The following is a 17,281-nucleotide window of genomic DNA, read 5'->3' as shown; positions in this document are numbered from 1 at the left end:
CCCTCCCCGCCGCAAGCGGGGGGAGGGTTGGTGCGGCGGAAACCGACATGTGAACCCGATCGCGTCTTTGTGTGATGGGAGGGCTCGGCTGCGCCCCCCCTTATGCGATGGCCCTGGTCACGACGGGGAGACGCGGGAGGAGACGACACCTCATCAGCCCCCCTTGTCCTGCGCCTTCAGCAATTCCGGGCGCGGCATGGAGATGATGTTGTAGCCCGAATCCACATAATGGATCTCGCCCGTCACCCCGCCCGAGAGGTCGGAGAGCAGATAGAGGGCGGAGCCGCCGATCTCGTCCGTCGAGACGGTGCGGCGCAGGGGCGCGTTCTCCTTCTGGAAATTGTACATGAAACGAGCATCGGCGATGCCGGCCCCCGCGAGCGTGCGCACCGGGCCGGCCGAGATCGCGTTCACGCGGATGCCGGAGGGGCCGAAATCGCCCGCGAGATAGCGCACCGACGCCTCGAGCGCGGCTTTCGCGACGCCCATCACATTGTAGTTCGGCATGAGGCGCGTCGAGCCGCCATAGGTCAGCGTGACCATGGCGCCACCGTTCCTCATCCGCGCCGCCGCCCGGTTCGCGATCTCCGTGAAAGAGAAGCAGGAGATCAGCATCGTGCGCGCGAAATTCTCGCGCGTCGTGTCGGCATAGCGACCCTTCAGCTCGTTCTTGTCCGAAAAGGCGATGGCGTGGACGACGAAGTCGAGCCCGTCCCAGCGCTCGTCGAGCGCCCGGAAGACCTCGTCGACCGAGGCGAGATCCTCGACGTCGCAGGGGAGCACGATGTCCGAGCCGACCGAGTTCGCGAGCGGCCCGACGCGCTTGCCGAGCGCCTCGCCCTGGTAGGTGAAGGCCAGCTCGGCGCCGTGAGAGGCGAGCGTCCGGGCGATGCCCCAGGCGATCGAATGATCGTTCGCGACGCCCATCACCAGGCCCCGCTTTCCCTTCATCAGACCGTCCACGCACCGCTCCTTCGGATGAGGGGGCGATGTAACGCGGGGGCGCGGGCCTGTCATCCGGGCTTGCGCATGCGCAGCAGCTTGAAGAAGCCGCCCGGGAAGACCTTCTTCAGCGGCAGCGGCTCGAGGTGATGGCGCCGCGCCCAGCGCGTGACGCGCGACGCCTTGAAGTCTGAACTCCAGCCGATGCGGGCGGAAAGCGGCGCCACAGCCTTCTCGATCTGCGCGAGCGGCCCCTCGTCCTGGCCGAAATGGTTCACGAGCACGATCTCGCCGCCGGGGCGGATCACGCGGGCCATCTCGTCGAGGGCTGCCTCGGGGTCCGGGACGAGCGTGATGAGGAACTGCGCGGCGACCGCGTCGAAGGACGCGTCGGGAAAGCCGAGCCGGGTCGCGTCCATCACCGCGAGCCCCTTCACGTGATGCAGGCCGCGCCGCGCCACCTTGCGGCCGGCCCGGCGCAGCATGTCGATGGAGAGATCGATGCCGAAGACCTCCGAGCCCGGCTGGTAATAGCCGAGCGACAGGCCCGTCCCGACGCCCACCTCCAGGATGCGCGGCCCGCAGCCCTCGACCGCCGAGACCACGGCGCGCGCCGCAGGCTCCGTCAGCTTGTCGTAGATCACGTCGTAGATCGGCGCCCAGCGCTGATAGGCCCGGCGCATCAGCGCGGTGGTCTCTTCGCTCATGGTTCTGCGGGCGTCCCGTTCTCAGGCTGCATCGAGGGCGAGGGAGGGGGCGGGGCGCCGGATCACGCCGCCACCGAAGACGCGGGCGTCGGGCGCCTCGCTTTCATAGAAGACGCAAGCCTGGCCCGGCGCCACGCCCTCCTCCGCGCCGTCCAGCTCCACGACGAGGCCGGCGGGATCCGGGACGAGGCGCGCGGGGACGGGCGGGCGGGTCGAGCGCGTCTTGACGGCGAGGGGCAGCCCCTCGGCGGGCAGGGCGTCGAGCGGGGTGTCGCCGAGCCAGTTCACCTCGCGCAGGCTCATGCGCGTGACGCCGAGCGCCGAGCGCGGCCCGACCACGACGCGCGCCCGCGCGGCGTCGATCGAGACGACATAGAGCGGCTCGGCCGAGGCGATGCCGATGCCGCGCCGCTGGCCGATCGTGAAGCCGATCACGCCCTCGTGCCGCCCGATCACCCGGCCGTCCAGATGCACGATCTCGCCGGGGCGGACGGCCTCGGGGCGGAGCTTGCGCACGATGTCCTGGTAGCGTCCGCTCGGGACGAAGCAGATGTCCTGGCTGTCGGGCTTGGCGGCGACGCCGAGCCCGAGTTCGGCCGCGATCCGCCGCGTCTCGCTCTTCGGCAGATGGCCGAGCGGAAAGCGCAGCCGCTCGAGCTGGGCCGGCGTCGTCGCATAGAGGAAATAGCTCTGGTCGCGGTCCGGATCGGCAGCCCGGTGCAGGGTGCGCCCGCGCGGCCCCGCGCGGCTCACGACGTAATGGCCCGTGGCGAGGCAGGCCGCGCCCAGTTCCCCGGCCGTGGCCAGGAGGTCGGTGAACTTCACCGACTTGTTGCATTCGACGCAGGGGATCGGGGTCTCGCCGGCCGCATAGCTGTCGGCGAAACGGTCCACGACCGCCTCGCGGAAGCGGCTCTCATAGTCGAGCACGTAATGCGGGATGCCGATCTCTTCGGCGACGCGGCGGGCGTCGTGGATATCCGCGCCCGCGCAGCAGGCCCCCCGGCGCGCGGCCGAAGCGCCGGAATCGTAGAGCTGCAACGTGATCCCCACGACGTCGTAGCCGGCCCGCGCGAGCAGGGCGGCCGCGACGGAGGAATCGACGCCGCCCGACATGGCGACCACGACGCGGGTCGATGCGGGCTCGCCCGGAAGATCGAGAAGGGGCTGCATGATGGCGGATCGCGGAACTGCGCTGCTGCGAGGGATATAGCCGCCCGCCCGCCCGGGGGCCAGTGGCCGCAGCCAGGGCGGCTGCCCCGCCCTCGCCGCGAATCAGACCGCCCGGCGGCCGAATCTCGCCACAACCTTTACCGCAGCTGCGTCATTTCTGCCGCGGGCTTAGGCAAATTTTAAGCGCGCGGGCCTAGGTTGAGAGGCAAGTGGTCAGCGTAATTGTGTGTGAGCGTAACATGACCGAACCTATGCGCCCGCGGGCGAAATACGTTATCGGACCGGACGGTTCTCCGCTCACTATTGCCGATCTGCCGCCATCCGGCACCCGCCGCTGGGTCATCCGCCGCAAGGCCGAGGTGGTCGCCGCCGTCCGGGGCGGGCTTCTCAGCCTGGAGGAAGCCTGCAAGCGCTATACGCTGACGGTCGAGGAATTCCTGAGCTGGCAGCAATCGATCGACGACCACGGCCTCGCGGGCCTGCGCACGACCCGCATCCAGCATTATCGCCAATAGAGCATGCCGCGGAACCGGAGGTCCGGGTCGGCGAAAAACGGAATCGGTCACTCGAAAGTCGTATGCGACAACGATAAGCCACATTGAGGGGCCTCCCGGCTCATCGCAGAGGCGGACGTGACGCGCGAGACGATCCCGGCTCGGCGCCTCGGCGCGATCCTCGCCGCTCTGGCCGCGGCAACGGCCGGCTATGCCCTGGCCGGGGCGCGAGTGGGCGATGCGCTCTCAACCTTCAGCCTCACGCGTCTCGCGGGTTGCGGAATTGCGCTGGCCGTCCTGGCGGGGCTCGCTCTCGCCGTCGAGCTGGGCGGTCCGCCCGCCGCCGCCCGGGCCGGACGCACCACGCGGCTTGTCAGGGCCGCCCTCCGGCGGAGGTTCCGTCACGGACGGACGCGGGCCGAGATCGCCCGAGTGGAAGCCGGGCTGACGCTTTCGGTCTGCCTGATCCTGACCGCGACCGCATTCATCCTGGCGAGCGCGAAATCCATCCTCGTCATTCTGACGGCGGGAGGGCTCCTGGCGGCCGTGCAGGCCGCGCGGGCCTTGTCGCGGCTCGTAAGCTTCGACCCTGTCTGGTCGGGCCTCGCCGGCTTTCTCTCCGGCCTCGCGACCGGCTATCTGCTGGCCTGAGACGATCTCCGGAGGTGGCCCCCAACAGGAAACCCCGCCCCCCTCGTAGCGGAGAGGGGCGGGGAGAACCTTGTCCGGCTCAGATCAGGTATTGTCCGCCATTGGCCGAAATGGTGGAGCCGGTGATGAAGCCGGCATCGTCAGAGGCCAGGAACACGACCGCGCGCGCGATCTCCGAGGGCTCGCCGAGGCGGCCGACCGGGATATGCGGCAGGATCGCCTTCTCGACGACGGCCGGGTCGATCGCCTTGACCATTTCGGTCGCGATATAGCCGGGGCAGATCGCGTTCACCGTGATGCCCGCCCGCGCGCCTTCCTGGGCCAGCGCCTTGACGAAGCCGAGATCGCCCGACTTGGCCGCGGCATAGTTCACCTGGCCCATCTGTCCCTTCTGGCCGTTGACCGAGGAGATGCAGATGACACGGCCGAACTTGCGGGCACGCATGCCCTCCCAGACCGGGCGGGTCATGTTGAAGAGCGAGTTCAGGTTGGTGTTGATGACCGCCGACCACTGCTCCTTGGTCATCTTGTGGAACATGCCGTCCTTCGTGATGCCGGCATTGTTCACCAGCACCTCGACCGGGCCGAGATCGGCCTCGACCTTGGCGATGCCCGCGACGCAGGAATCGTAGTCAGAGACGTCCCACTTGTAGGTCTTGATGCCAGTCTCTGCGGTGAACTTGGCCGCCGCCGCGTCGTTGCCGGCATAGCTCGCCGCCACGTTGTAGCCGGCCGCTTTCAAACCCTTCGAGATCGCCTCGCCGATGCCACGGGACCCGCCCGTCACCAATGCCACACGCGCCATGCATTTCCTCCCGCTGTTTATCCTGGCGCCGGCCTCGTGCCGACGGTCCAAGTCCTGGATATGGAATGACCGGGCGGAGCCCGGTCAAGACATGAAATGCGGCCCGGCGCCGGGCGCCGGGCCGAAAGGCCCTCAGCCCTCGCGCTCGACGCACAGGGCGACGCCCATGCCGCCGCCGATGCAGAGCGTCGCGAGGCCCTTCTTCGCGTTGCGCTTCTGCATTTCGTAGAGGAGCGTCGTCAGGACGCGTGCGCCCGAGGCACCGATCGGGTGGCCGATGGCGATCGCCCCGCCATTGACGTTCACGATGTCCTCGTTCCAGCCCATGTCCTTGTTCACGGCGCAGGCCTGGGCGGCGAAAGCCTCGTTGGCCTCGACGAGATCGAGGTCGGAGACCTTCCAGCCGGCCTTTTCCAGCGCCTTGCGCGAAGCCGGGATCGGGCCGGTGCCCATGATGGCCGGGTCGACGCCGACCGTCGCCCAGGAGACGATCTTCGCGAGCGGCGTCAGGCCGCGCTTCTTGGCCTCGTCGGCCGACATCAGCACCACGGCGGCGGCGCCGTCATTGATGCCCGAGGCGTTACCCGCCGTGACCGTGCCTTCCTTGGAGAAGGCCGGGCGCAGCTTGCCGACGCTGTCGATCGTCGTGCCGGCCTTGATATACTCGTCGTTCTCGACGACCACGTCGCCCTTGCGGCCCTTGATGGTCACGGGCGCGATCTCGTCCTTGAAGCGGCCGGCCTTCTGGGCCGCCTCGGCCTTGTTCTGCGAGGCGACGGCGAACTTGTCCTGGTCGTCGCGAGAGAGCTGCCATTTCTGCGCGACGTTCTCGGCCGTCGTGCCCATGTGGTAGCCGAAGAAGGCGTCCGTCAGGCCGTCCTTCAGCATCGTGTCGAGGAGCTTGACGTCGCCCATCTTGGTGCCGCCGCGCATGTACTGGGCATGAGGCGACATCGACATCGATTCCTGGCCGCCGGCCACGATCACCTTGGCGTCGCCGTTGGCGATCTGCTGCATGCCGAGCGCGACCGCGCGCAGGCCCGAGCCGCAGAGCTGGTTGAGGCCCCAGGCGGTCGCCTCCTGCGGGATGCCGGCCTTCATCGCGGCCTGGCGGGCGGGGTTCTGCCCCTCGCCGGCGGCGAGAACCTGGCCGAGAATGACCTCGTCGACCTCTTCCGGCTTCACCTTGGCCCGCTCGAGCGCGGCCTTGATGGCGGTTGCTCCGAGTACGTGGGCCGGAACTGTTGCGAAAGCGCCGTTGAAGGACCCTACCGGGGTGCGGGCCGCGCCCACGATGACGATGTCGGCCTGAGCCATTATGCGATCTCCCTGACCGTCCGCTCGCCCGGGGACGGTTGCATAACGCACTCGGGCCAGTGCGGCCGGATGTCAAGCCGCTCATCGCTTCAGCCGGATTGCCGCGCCGCACCATCCGTGTGAGAAGGCTCGCAAGGAGACAGATGCGGCCATGGCCGAAAAGAAACCCCCGACCACGATCAAGAAATACGCCAACCGGCGCCTCTACCACATGGGAACCAGCACCTATGTGACGCTGGAGGACTTGGCGCGAATGGTGCGCAACGGCGAGGAATTCATCGTCACCGACGCCAAGACCGGCGAGGACATCACCCGCGCCGTGCTCGGCCAGATCATCTTCGAGCAGGAGAACAAGCAGGGGCAGAGCCTCCTGCCGACGACCTTCCTGCGCCAGCTCATCCGCTTCTACGGTGACAGCATGCAGGCGCTGGTCCCGCGCTATCTCGAATTCTCCATGGACAGCCTGACCAAGGACCAGCAGAAGCTGCGGGCGCAGATGGAGAAAGCCTTCGGCCCGGCCGCCTTCCAGGCCATGGAGGAGCAGGTGCGCGCCAACATGGCGTTCTTCGGCGAGGCGATGCGGATGTGGACCCCCTTCCGACCCGACCACCCGGCGGGCGAGGCCAGCGACCCGCATCGCGCCGAGGAGATCGCCGAGCTGAAGCGCCAGATGACCGAGATGCGCGAGAAGCTCGAGACGCTGACCCGGGGTCGCCCGTCAGGCGACGAGTGAGCTTCCGCGCCCCTGCGGGGCGCGGGCCAGCCGGGGCGCGCCGCAATGGTCGCCCTGGAGGTATTCGGCGCCCCACGAGGCGAGGAGGACTGCGCTTTCCTCGTCCTCGACCCATTCGGCCACCGTCGCGATGCCGAGGTGATGGGCGAGCTGGATCAGGGTGCGCACGAAGAAGCGGTCATCCACCGAGCGCGCCAGGCTCTGCACGAAGGCGCCGTCGATCTTGACGAAGTCGACGGGGAAGGAGCGCAGGTTCCGAAACGAGGTATAGCCGGCGCCGAAATCGTCGATCGCGACCGCGGCGCCCATGGCCCGCGTCGCGTCGAGGAGCGCGCGCAAGGCCGCGGGCTCGCGGATGGCGGCGGTCTCGGTCACCTCCACCACGAGACGCGAGGCGATGTCGAGGCGCGCGCCGAGCTGGCCCCGGAGCACGGGCAGCCAGTCGGGACGCTCCATGGTGTCCGGCGAGACGTTGAGCGAGACGCGCGCCTGCGGATGGGCCGCGAGATGCTCGACGACCAGGTCCAGCATGCGGAAATCGGCGAGATGGACGAGCCCGGCCCGCTCGAGGGCCGGGATCACCTCGCCCGCCGGGCGCACCTCTCCGTCCGGCCCCTGCACCCGCAGGAGCGCCTCGTGGAAGACCGGCTCGCGCGTCGCCGACGACACGACCGGCTGAAGCGCGAGCACGATGCGCCGGCGATCCAGGATGCCGGCCCCGTCCGGCGCGTCGCGACGCGTGCGGGCCTCCTGCCGGAACAGCCTCGCATCGTGCATGATGAAGGAGGCCGTCCGGCGCTTGGCGAGGCCGAGGCTCGCCTCGGCGCGCCGCAGGAGGGTGCTCGCATCCAGGGCGTGGACCGGCGCCGAGGCGGCGCCGATGGCGATCCTCACGGCCATCGGGCCCCCGGCGGTGCCGACCGGCTCCGACGAGGCGAGGCGCAGGATGCGCTCCGCCGCCACCTCCGCCTCCCCGACGCCGCAGCCCCGCAGGGCGAGGGCGAAGCGGTTGCCGCAATAGCGCACGAGGCGATCCCGCCGGCGCATGGTCGTCGCCAGCCGCGCCGTGACGGTGTCGATGACTCGGTCGGCCGCCTCGTAGCCGAGCGCGTCGTTCAATTCCGCGAGGTTGGCGATCGCGAGGGCGAAGACCGTCAGAGGGCGCTCCGCCGTCTTGCTCTCGGCGAGATCGCCGCCGATCTGCGCCAGAAAGGCATCACGGCCCCGGGGCGCCGGCAGGAGGCCGGAGGGCTCGCGCCGCACCCGCATGGTGCCGCGCACCTCGGCGACCCCACCGGCGAGCCAGTGGCCCGTATCGTCGACGAGGACGGTCCCGGATTCGCCGAGCCGCAGGCGGTACTGGGCTCCGAACACCCCCTCCCTGCCGGCGTCCTGCTGCTGCGCGGCGGCCACGATCTCGGCCCGGGTCGGGCCCTCGCAGGAATCGAGCGCATCCGCGAAGGCGGCGCCGCTCGGCCAGACCGAAGCCGGATCGAATCCGAAGACCTCGGCGGCATTGGGGCCCCAGACGAGGGCATCCGTCGAGCGGTCCCAGCTATAGACGATCACCTGCAGGGACGTGAGGAGGCTGCGGGGATCGTGGGTCGGCAGTGCCGGGACGCTGCTCGTGGCGTGGGAGATCACGTCGCCCTCTTTCGCGACTGGACTCGGGCCGAGTGTGTCGGATCGATGCGGCCGAAATGCTGAAGAGCGCGTTAAGAGGAAACACAAAACGAGACAGGCCGGCCCCGTGGGCCGGCCTGTCCGAGCTTTTCGTGCGAATCCGACCTTCTGAACGGAATCAGGAGGTGGTCTTCGCCTTCAGGATCTGGCGGCCGCCATACATGCCGGTCTTGAGGTCGACATGGTGGGGACGGCGCAGCTCGCCCGAATCCTTGTCCTCGACATAGGTCGGGGCCTTGAGGGCATCCGCCGAGCGGCGCATGCCGCGCTTCGACGGCGAGGTCTTTCGTTTGGGAACGGCCACTTGACTCTCCTCGCCCGACGGGCGGGCTCTTTCTCAGGCTTGAGCGGCCGGCATCGCTCCCCGGGCGGGACCGTCGGCCTGTCTCGAAACGGAAGGCCGCGCTTATAGCCAGGGCGGCGCCGGATTGCTAGCCCCGCGGTCCGGCGCGCAGGCATTGCGTCGGCGTCTGCGGGATGCGGGCCAGGATGCGGCCAGCCTTGGCGTTCATGAGGCGCGAGGGACGCGCCGGGTCGCGCTGGCGCGGATTGGGGAGCGCGGCCACGAGGAGCGCCGCCTCGCGGCGCGTCAAGTCCGCGGCGCTCTTGCGGAAATGGCGCCGCGCCGCGGCCTCCGCCCCGAAGATCCCCTCACCCCATTCGGCGATGTTGAGATAGACCTCCATCATGCGCCTCTTGGGCCAGATCGCGCCGAGATAGAGCGCGATCGGGATCTCCATCGCCTTGCGCAGATAGGAGCGGCCCGGCCACAGGAAGAGGTTCTTGGCGACCTGCATCGGGATGGTGGAGGCGCCGCGGCTCGGGCCGCCCTCGTCGGCATCCTCCATGACGTCGCTCAGCGCCTTCCAGTCGACGCCCCGGTGCAGGCAGAAGCGGGCATCTTCCGAGGCCATCGCCGCGGCGGGCAGGACCGGGGCGATCTCCGCCAGCGGCTTGTAGACCTGCTCGGCGCCGCGCAGGGTCAGCCAGCGCCCCAGCATGAGGGTCGAGACCGGCGGCACCGCGAGATAGGCCGCGCCGAGCACGACCACGGCCGCCGGATAGGCCAGCAACAGGACGAGGATGAAGCCGACGAGGCGCCTCACGGCGGCGCCGCGAAGGAAGAAGCGGGGCGCCGCCGCCTCACACCGTGACCTGCGTGCCCACCTCGACCACGCGCCCGGTCGGGATCTGGAAGAAGTCCGTCGCGTCGGAGGCCGAGCGCGCAAGGGCGATGAAGAGCTTGTCCTGCCACAGCGGCATCGAGGAGCGCAAAGCCGGCCGGATCGAGCGCCGCGAGAGGAAGAAGGACGTCGCCATGATGTCGAACTTGAAGCCGTGCCGGCGCAAAGCCGCAAGGCTGCGCGGGATGGCCGGCTGCTCCATGTAGCCGAAGCGAAGCTCGACGGTCCAAAACGAGAGCCCGATCGATTCGATGGAGATGCGATCGTCGCTGCGCACGCGCGGGGTATCCATCGAGCGCACCGTCAGCACGATGTTGCGCTCGTGCAGGATCTTGTTGTGCTTGAGGTTGTGCAGCAGCGCGGAGGGCGCGCGCGAGGGATCGCTCGTCAGGAAGACCGCGGTGCCGCGGACCCGGTGGGGCGGGGAGCGCTCCAGCATCGCCACCAGCTCGTCGAGCGGCACGTCGGTCTTGCGGGTCTTCTCGAACAGGATGCGCGTGCCCTTCACCCAGGTGCCCATGATCAGGACAAGGGCCGCCGCCAGCATCAGCGGCACATAGCCGCCCTCGAACACCTTCAGGAGATTCGCGGCCAGGAAGCAGAACTCGATGAAGAGGAACGGCATCAGGGTCGCCGCCGCCCGGAGCGTGCTCCAGCCCCAGACATAGCGCGAGACGACGAAGGCCATGGTGCCGGTGATGAGCATCGTGCCGGTCACCGCGATGCCGTAGGCGGAGGCGATCGCGCTGGAGGACCTGAACACCAGGACGAGCAGGATCACGCCGATCATGATCATCATGTTGACCTGCGGCAGGTAGATCTGGCCCGAATGCTCCTCGGAGGTGTGGCGCACCTCGAGGCGCGGCATGAGGCCGAGCTGCACCGCCTGGCGCGACAGGGAGAAGGCGCCGGTGATATTGGCCTGGGAGGCGATCACGGTCGCGCAGGTGGCGAGGATCACGAGCGGCAGGAGCGCCCATTCGGGCACGAGGTGGAAGAAGGGCTCGGAGGCCGCCTCCGGCACGTGCAGCACGAGCGCGCCCTGGCCGAGATAGTTCAGCACGAGGCTCGGAAAGATGAGGCCGAACCAGGCGCGCTGGATGGGACGGCGCCCGAAATGGCCGAGATCGGCGAAGAGCGCCTCCGCGCCCGTGACGGCGAGGAAGACCGCGCCGAGCGCGATCAGCGCGGCATGGCCGTGGGTGATGAGGTACTGGATGCCGTAATAGGGGTTGAGCGCGAGGAAGATGCCCGGCTCGCGCAGGATATGGGGAATGCCGGCGGCCGCGAGCGTCAGGAAGAACAGGACCATGACGGGCCCGAAGAAGCTCGCGACCCGCGCGGTGCCGTGGCTCTGCACGAGGAAGAGCCCGACGATGATCGCAATGGTGATGTAGAGGACATAGGGCTCGAAGGCGGGGGCGACGAGCTTCAGGCCCTCGACGGCCGAGAGCACCGAGATGGCGGGCGTGATGACCGCGTCCCCGTAGAAGAGGGCCGCGCCGAGCAGCCCGAGGGCGAGGATGGCGAAGCTGCCCCCCGTCGCCTTGCGGGCGAGCGCCATCAGCGAGAGCGAGCCGCCCTCCCCGTTATTGTCGAGCCGCAGGATGATGGTGATGTATTTGAGCGTCACGATCAGCGTCAGCGCCCAGACGATGAGCGAGACGACGCCGTAGACCTCGGTCGTCGTGATGACGCCGTCTTCCTTGGCCGTGCTCAGCGCCTCGCGGAAGGCGTAGAGCGGGCTCGTGCCGATATCGCCGTAGACGACGCCGACCGAGCCGAGCGTCAGGGTCCAGATGCCGGTCTTGCCGCGATGGGCCTCCGGCAGCATCGAATCGGTGACGATCGTCGATTCGGAGGGCATCGGCGGCATCGGCGCCGCGGGGACGCCGGGCACCGGATCCTCCGGGGGCGGGGCCACCGGCGTGATCTCGACGGGTGCGACGGCCGGCAGCGGATCGCCGGCCGGCCTCCCGCCATCCGCGGGCGGGTTGCGGTCCTCGCTGCTCATGGGATCGCGCGGCCTATTCCGCCGCGTTCCGCGCATGCCGACCGTAGCGGCGGTCGATATAGTCGGAGACCAGGGACTTGAAGTCCTGCGCGATGGTGGGACCGCGGAGCGTCATGGCCTTGCGGCCGTCGATGAAGACGGGCGCTGCCGGGGTCTCGCCCGTGCCGGGCAGCGAGATGCCGATATCGGCATGCTTCGATTCGCCGGGCCCGTTCACGATGCAGCCCATGACGGCGACGTTCAGCGTCTCGACGCCGGGATAGGTCGCCTTCCAGTCCGGCATCGAAACCTGGATCCAGTCCTGGATGTCGCGGGCGAGTTCCTGGAACACGGTCGAGGTCGTGCGCCCGCAACCCGGGCAGGCCGCGACGAGCGGCACGAAGGTGCGGAAGCCCATGGTTTGCAGGATTTCCTGCGCGACCTTCACCTCGAGCGTCCGGTCGCCGCCGGGCTCGGGCGTCAGCGAGACGCGAATCGTGTCCCCGATCCCCTCCTGGAGCAGGATGCCGAGCGCGGCCGAGGAGGCGACGATGCCCTTCGAGCCCATCCCCGCCTCGGTGAGGCCGAGATGGATGGCATAGTCCGAGCGCCGCGCCACCTCGCGATAGACGCCGATCAGGTCCTGGACGTTGGAGACCTTGGCCGAGAGGATGATGCGGTCCTTGGCGAGGCCGATCTCCTCCGCGCGCCGCGCGGAGGTCAGGGCCGACTGCACCATGGCCTCGCGCGTGATGGCGCGGGTGTCGAGGGGCGCGGCCGACTTCGCGTTCTCGTCCATCAGGTAGGTGAGAAGCTCCTGGTCGAGCGAGCCCCAGTTGGCGCCGATCCGCACCGCCTTGTCGTGCTTCGCCGCCAGTTCGACGATGGCCGAGAACTGCCGGTCCTTCTTGTCCTTGAAGCCGACATTGCCCGGATTGATCCGGTATTTCGCCAATGCCTCGGCGCAGGCGGGATGATCGGCCAGCAGCTTGTGGCCGATGTAATGGAAATCGCCCACGAGCGGCACGTCGACCCCGACCCGGTCCAGGCGCTCGCGAATCCTCGGCACCGCCGCCGCCGCCTCGTCGCGGTCGACCGTGATGCGGACGATCTCCGAGCCGGCGCGCGCGAGCGCGGCCACCTGGGCCACGGTGGAATCGACGTCGGCCGTGTCGGTATTCGTCATCGACTGGACGACGATCGGCGCTCCGCCGCCGACGAGAACGTGGCCCACCTTGACCGGAACGGTGCCGTGGCGTCTCGCGGGTCCCGCGAAATCGGACATGAAAGCCCCTTCAGGCGGCCTCCGGGAGGCCGCTTCGGTGCGCGAGGGTTACCGCCGCCGCAGGGGGGACGTCAACGCAAGCCGGCGCATACGGCCTGCCCGCGGGTTTCAACAGGGAGCGGGCGACGCTTTCATGACACGCCCGCCGCCCGGAGGCGGCGGGCCTTGCTTCGTCGAGAATCAGACGTCCACCGGCCCGTCCTTGCGGCGCTTGGCCATGTAGGCGTCGAATTCCTCGCGGTCCTTGGCGCGCTTCAGCTCCTCCACGAAGGAGCGGAACTCGCGGGCCTCCTCGTCCAGCCGCCGGCGCTCGCGCTCCAGGCGCTCGATCTCGGCGCGCCGGTACTCGTCGAAGGCGGCGTTGCCGGTCCCGCCGAAGCCGCCCTTGAAGGGCGATGCCTCGAAGGGGCCGCCGAAGCGGAAGTTACGGAATTCAGCCGCCCGGCCGGACAAGGCGCTCCGCAGCTCCTGCAAGCCCGGATAGCCGGCCAGCTTCCAGGCCACCCAGCCGGCGGCGGCCGGCCAGAAATAGAAGAACGCGACCACGATGCCCACGATCTCGAGCGCACGGCGGGAGCCGCGGGGCCCGCAGCTCGCGGAGGGATTCGGTGTCGAATTGGGTGTCGAGTTCATGCCGGCCTGCCAGCCGGGGGTCGCAGTCGTCATGAGAACCTCCTGAAGGTCGACATGTAAATGTCAACAACATTCACATGCGCAGCCGCGCGCCGGCTTTCAAGAGGGAGGTCACAGTTTCCGCGCCGCCCCGTGGACCAGGGCCAGGATCCCCGCCCGCAGCAATTCGTGCTTGTCGGGCAGTCCGGGGCCGTGCGGGAGAAGGCGCGCGGCATCCAATGTGGCGAGCCCATGGGCCAGCGCCCAGACCTCCAGCGCGACGAAGCGCGGATCGACGCTGCCGAACCCGTCCGGGAAGGTGCGGCCGAGTGCCGCAAGCAGGATGTCGAAAGGCCCCGGCGGGCGCCCGCTCCCCCAGGGAGCCGGGACAGGCTCTGACCCGGCCGCCTCCTCCGGCCGCGCCGCGAACATCGCCGCATAATAGCCGGGCTCCTTCTCGGCAAAATCGAGATAGGCTTCGCCCATGCGGGTGAAGCGTTCGAGCGGGGTGCCCGGCCCGGACAGCGCGCGACCGAGGCGCTCGGCGAGCTGGTCGAAGCCCCGGAACGCGACCTCGGCGACGAGCGCCTCGCGCCCGCGGAAATGGCGATAGAGCGCGGCCGGCGTCACCCCGACCCATTTGGCCGCATCTGCGAGCGTGAACCCGCCGAGGCCCCGCTCGGCGATGAAGCGGCGCGCCGCCTCGACCAGCGCCTCCTTGAGGTTGCCGTGATGGTAGGAACGCTTGTCCCCGCCCTCGCCGCCTCCCCACGAGCCGGGCCGGCCCCAGGGCGTCACGCGACTTGCCCCTGCCGGATCACAGGGCGCTCACGATGTCGGTTTGGCTGAAATCGCCGCCGACGAACAGAAGCGGCCAGCCACGCTCCTTAGCCAGGGCATAGGCGAAGCAATCGCCTATGTTGAGCCTGGCGGGATGCACGCCCTTGCCCCAGCGGGCATAGGCTTCCGCGGCCTTGCGGGCCGATGCGGCGGTCACATCGACCACCCGGACGCCGAGATCCTCGACGAGCCGGCTCATGTCGGGCCCGATCTGGCGACGGCCGGCCACGATGAGCGCCTCCGCCAGGGTTCCAGCCGACATGAGGAATTCATCTTCCCTGTCGAGGATTTCCACGCAAGCCGTCGCCTCGGGCTCATCCAGCAGAATCGCCATCAGGGCGGAGGTATCGAGGACGATCACCCCGGCAGCCCGTCATCGTCATAGAGAAAATCCTGGCTCCTCGCGGCACAGGGCCCCGGGCTCGCATGGGCGGCAGCCCCGCGGGCGGCTTCCAGCGCCCGCCTCCGCGCCGCTCGATCCGGGACGGGACGGGCCGGCACGAGCCGCACGGCCGGCTGGCCGTGCCGGGTCAGGACCACCTCCTCGCCTTCCTCGGCGCGGCGGACGAGTTCGGTCAATTGTGCCTTGGCGTCGGTGACGGAGACCTCCATGGCGACCTCCATTTCAAAAATGGACCATTACCTAGTCTAACATGGGGCTCTCCCCCCGCCAATCGCCCGCCCGATGCGAAACGTTAACGAGTTTGGACAACAGATCGTCACCCTCCGTTGCCTTCCGCTGTGCTAGGAGGGGACAATGATCCGCCACCCGACCCAGGATGCCGGCTTCGGCGTCTATGTGCATTGGCCCTTCTGCCAGTCGAAATGCCCCTATTGCGACTTCAACTCGCATGTGCGGACGGGCGGCATCGACGAGGAGCGCTATGTCGACGCCTTCCGGCGCGAGATCGCGCACGCGGGCGACATGGCGCCGGGGCGCACCGTCACCAGCATCTTCCTCGGCGGCGGCACGCCCTCGCTGATGCGGCCCGAAACGGTCGGGGCGATCCTGGAGGCCGTCGCGCAGAGCTGGAGCATCGCCCGCGGGGCGGAGATCACGCTCGAGGCGAACCCGACCTCGGTCGAGGCCGGGCGCTTCCGCGGCTATCGCGCGGCGGGCGTCAACCGCGTCTCGATGGGCATCCAGGCTCTCAACGACCACGACCTGCGCCGGCTCGGGCGCCTGCACAGCGTCGAGGAGGCGCTGAAGGCCGTCGACGTCGCGGCGCGGAACTTCCAGCGCTTCTCCTTCGACCTGATCTATGCCCGGCCCGACCAGTCGCCCGCCGCCTGGCGCGCCGAGCTGAAACAGGCGATCGGGCACGCCGCCGACCATCTCTCCCTCTACCAGCTCACCATCGAGCCCGGCACCTGGTTCGAGCGGCTGCACGCCGCCGGCAAGCTCGCCGTTCCGGGCCCCGAGGAGGCGCGCATCCTCTACGAGGTGACGCAGGAGGTCTGCGAGGCGGCCGGGATGCCGGCCTACGAGATCTCGAACCATGCCCGGCCGGGCGCCGAATCACGCCACAACCTGCTCTATTGGCGCTACGGCGAATATGCCGGCGTCGGGCCGGGGGCGCATGGCCGCATCATGTCCGCGAAGGGGCGCGTCGCCACCGCGACGGAGCCCTCGCCGGAGGAATGGCTCGCGCGGGTCGAGCGCCACGGTCACGGCCTCGTCGAGCACACCCTTCTCACCCGCGAGGAGGCGGGCGACGAGTTCCTGCTGATGGGGCTTCGCCTGCGCGAGGGGATCGAGCCGGCCCGCTACCGCATCATTTCCGGCCGCGCCCTGGATCACGAGCGCATCCAGGAGCTGATGGGAGACGGCATGATCGCCCACCGCGCCGGCGCGCGGATCGCGGTGACGCCGGCGGGTTTTCCGGTCCTCGACGCGGTGGTGGCCGACCTCGCCGCGTGAGGCGGCGGCGCCGCTGCCCTACCTCGCCCGCGCGACGGCGTAGATCTCGCGCAGCAGGTCGTTCTGCACGCGATCGCTCTTGTCGATCGTGATGTGCGAGACGCTGGCATCTCCCGCCAGATCGATATTCGAGAGCCTGCCGTGGAACCCGGCATCACCGCTGAGAGGCGCCCCCCAGCCCGGCTCCTGGTAGTAGTTGAGCGCGCGCACCACGTTGGCCGGGATCGGGTCCTGCATGAAGGGCGCCAGCGTCACCAGGAGATCGACCTGGATGTTGTAGCGCTCGAGCATCCGCGCCATCTCGATGACGTTGTTGGCGCCCTGCGAATGGCCCACCAGCACGATCCGCCCGACCTTGCCCGCGGCCCGGTCGCGGATGATGCGGTCGGCCTGCGCCCTGAAGGTCAGGTGGCCGACGGCCTGGGCATTGACGCCCCGCGCCCTGAGCTGCTGGGCCAGGCTGTCCATGCCTGTCGAGAACACGCCGAACCAGCCGCGAAGCAGGAGCACCCGCGCCTCGGCGGCCATGGCCGCGCCGCTCCAGAGGAAGGCCAGCGTCGCGGCGGCGATCAGCCAGCCCGCCTTGCTTGTCCCGCCACGGTTCCGGTGATGGCTGCTGCCCGGCATGCCGTCCCACCCGTCTGATCCTGAGGCCCCGCCCGCTCCATAGCATGGGCGGGCGCGCGCGTTCACGCGAGATGTGACGGGGATGCCATGGAGCGCCGATCTGTGGCATTTCAGCCATCGCACGACGGTCTTCCAATGTCCCTCACGCAATTGCTCTCCATCGGCCTCGTGCTCGCGATCTGCGCCGGCCCGGTGCCCCTCCGGCGGCAGGGCTCGGGGCGGGCCTGTATTTGCTGGGCGCGCTCCGCCCGCTCGCCGCCGGGGCGGCGCCGACCACGCTGCACGCCTTTCTCGCGCAGGTCTGCGGCGGCTCC

Annotated in this window: 19 protein-coding genes; 4 read left to right on the top strand and 15 right to left on the bottom strand. The window is 69.4% G+C overall.

Going from position 1 to position 17,281, the window contains the following annotated elements; translation table 11 throughout:
• Window positions 1-153: 153 nt before the first annotated feature.
• From fabI to mnmA, 3 genes are read right to left on the bottom strand one after another with little or no spacing between them, the layout of a single operon-like run.
• Entirely contained in the window at window positions 154-963 is an 810-nt protein-coding gene (gene fabI, locus PKD06_RS14225; RefSeq protein ID WP_324381156.1) for an enoyl-ACP reductase FabI, read from the bottom strand.
• A 50-nt stretch (window positions 964-1,013) separates the two neighbouring features.
• The gene (locus PKD06_RS14220) at window positions 1,014-1,649 is read right to left on the bottom strand and encodes a class I SAM-dependent methyltransferase (protein WP_324381154.1); all 636 of its coding nucleotides are present in this window, start codon (window positions 1,647-1,649) and stop codon (window positions 1,014-1,016) included.
• 21 nt (window positions 1,650-1,670) lie between these two features.
• Complete coding sequence (gene mnmA, locus PKD06_RS14215; RefSeq protein ID WP_324381152.1) at window positions 1,671-2,822, bottom strand: tRNA 2-thiouridine(34) synthase MnmA; 1,152 nt, start codon at window positions 2,820-2,822, stop codon at window positions 1,671-1,673.
• 239 nt (window positions 2,823-3,061) lie between these two features.
• Between mnmA and PKD06_RS14210 the strand changes: the two genes are divergently transcribed.
• Together PKD06_RS14210 and PKD06_RS14205 are read left to right on the top strand one after the other, a co-directional pair.
• On the top strand, window positions 3,062-3,337 hold the full coding sequence (locus PKD06_RS14210) for a DUF1153 domain-containing protein (RefSeq protein WP_324381150.1): 276 nt from the start codon (window positions 3,062-3,064) through the stop codon (window positions 3,335-3,337).
• A 117-nt stretch (window positions 3,338-3,454) separates the two neighbouring features.
• A complete protein-coding gene (locus tag PKD06_RS14205) occupies window positions 3,455-3,967 on the top strand; it encodes a hypothetical protein (protein ID WP_324381148.1) in 513 nt (170 codons plus the stop codon).
• Between the two features lie 79 nt (window positions 3,968-4,046).
• On the opposite strand, the gene phbB is transcribed toward PKD06_RS14205, so the two are convergent.
• Window positions 4,047-4,772: an acetoacetyl-CoA reductase gene (phbB, locus tag PKD06_RS14200; protein ID WP_324381146.1), complete on the bottom strand. Its 726-nt coding sequence runs from the start codon at window positions 4,770-4,772 to the stop codon at window positions 4,047-4,049.
• A 132-nt stretch (window positions 4,773-4,904) separates the two neighbouring features.
• Window positions 4,905-6,089, bottom strand: coding sequence for an acetyl-CoA C-acetyltransferase (locus tag PKD06_RS14195; RefSeq protein ID WP_324381144.1), 1,185 nt, complete (start codon window positions 6,087-6,089; stop codon window positions 4,905-4,907).
• 151 nt (window positions 6,090-6,240) lie between these two features.
• Here PKD06_RS14195 and phaR point away from each other — a divergent pair, with 151 nt between their 5' ends.
• On the top strand, window positions 6,241-6,822 hold the full coding sequence (gene phaR, locus PKD06_RS14190) for a polyhydroxyalkanoate synthesis repressor PhaR (protein ID WP_324381142.1): 582 nt from the start codon (window positions 6,241-6,243) through the stop codon (window positions 6,820-6,822).
• Here the strand turns inward: phaR and PKD06_RS14185 are convergent.
• The 9 genes from PKD06_RS14185 to PKD06_RS14145 all read right to left on the bottom strand — a co-directional run bounded on the left by PKD06_RS14185 (window position 6,808) and on the right by PKD06_RS14145 (window position 15,031).
• The gene (locus tag PKD06_RS14185) at window positions 6,808-8,466 is read right to left on the bottom strand and encodes a bifunctional diguanylate cyclase/phosphodiesterase (protein ID WP_324381140.1); all 1,659 of its coding nucleotides are present in this window, start codon (window positions 8,464-8,466) and stop codon (window positions 6,808-6,810) included. The two genes, phaR and PKD06_RS14185, sit on opposite strands and share 15 nt — an antisense overlap.
• A gap of 157 nt (window positions 8,467-8,623) precedes the next feature.
• Window positions 8,624-8,809, bottom strand: coding sequence for a 50S ribosomal protein L32 (rpmF, locus tag PKD06_RS14180; protein WP_324381138.1), 186 nt, complete (start codon window positions 8,807-8,809; stop codon window positions 8,624-8,626).
• Window positions 8,810-8,936: 127 nt separating this feature from the next.
• Window positions 8,937-9,611, bottom strand: a complete 675-nt coding sequence (gene mtgA, locus PKD06_RS14175) for a monofunctional biosynthetic peptidoglycan transglycosylase (RefSeq protein WP_324381136.1) — start codon at window positions 9,609-9,611, stop codon at window positions 8,937-8,939.
• 37 nt (window positions 9,612-9,648) lie between these two features.
• Complete coding sequence (locus PKD06_RS14170; protein WP_324381158.1) at window positions 9,649-11,556, bottom strand: potassium transporter Kup; 1,908 nt, start codon at window positions 11,554-11,556, stop codon at window positions 9,649-9,651.
• 160 nt (window positions 11,557-11,716) lie between these two features.
• Window positions 11,717-12,967 (bottom strand): flavodoxin-dependent (E)-4-hydroxy-3-methylbut-2-enyl-diphosphate synthase, encoded by a 1,251-nt coding sequence (gene ispG, locus PKD06_RS14165; protein ID WP_324381134.1) that lies wholly within the window; start codon window positions 12,965-12,967, stop codon window positions 11,717-11,719.
• A 180-nt stretch (window positions 12,968-13,147) separates the two neighbouring features.
• On the bottom strand, window positions 13,148-13,633 hold the full coding sequence (locus PKD06_RS14160) for a DUF2852 domain-containing protein (protein WP_324381132.1): 486 nt from the start codon (window positions 13,631-13,633) through the stop codon (window positions 13,148-13,150).
• A 78-nt stretch (window positions 13,634-13,711) separates the two neighbouring features.
• Entirely contained in the window at window positions 13,712-14,377 is a 666-nt protein-coding gene (locus tag PKD06_RS14155) for a TetR/AcrR family transcriptional regulator (RefSeq protein ID WP_324381131.1), read from the bottom strand.
• Between the two features lie 19 nt (window positions 14,378-14,396).
• On the bottom strand, window positions 14,397-14,780 hold the full coding sequence (locus tag PKD06_RS14150; protein WP_324381129.1) for a type II toxin-antitoxin system VapC family toxin: 384 nt from the start codon (window positions 14,778-14,780) through the stop codon (window positions 14,397-14,399).
• Entirely contained in the window at window positions 14,777-15,031 is a 255-nt protein-coding gene (locus tag PKD06_RS14145) for a type II toxin-antitoxin system prevent-host-death family antitoxin (protein WP_324381127.1), read from the bottom strand. Before PKD06_RS14145 ends, PKD06_RS14150 begins: the two co-directional genes overlap by 4 nt.
• A 145-nt stretch (window positions 15,032-15,176) precedes the next feature.
• Here PKD06_RS14145 and hemW point away from each other — a divergent pair, with 145 nt between their 5' ends.
• Window positions 15,177-16,340 carry a radical SAM family heme chaperone HemW gene (hemW, locus tag PKD06_RS14140; protein ID WP_324381125.1) on the top strand — a complete coding sequence of 388 codons (1,164 nt, stop codon included), beginning with the start codon at window positions 15,177-15,179 and terminating at the stop codon, window positions 16,338-16,340.
• 18 nt (window positions 16,341-16,358) lie between these two features.
• Here hemW and PKD06_RS14135 read toward each other — a convergent pair whose 3' ends face one another.
• A complete protein-coding gene (locus PKD06_RS14135) occupies window positions 16,359-16,967 on the bottom strand; it encodes a lipase (protein ID WP_324381123.1) in 609 nt (202 codons plus the stop codon).
• Between the last annotated feature and the right edge of the window lie 314 nt (window positions 16,968-17,281).

It is taken from the genome of Enterovirga sp. (assembly GCF_035325185.1).
In the GTDB taxonomy this organism is placed as follows: domain Bacteria; phylum Pseudomonadota; class Alphaproteobacteria; order Rhizobiales; family Beijerinckiaceae; genus Enterovirga.
The sequence above is the reverse complement of the archived record's forward strand: the minus strand, read 5'-3'. Positions and strand labels throughout refer to the sequence as shown.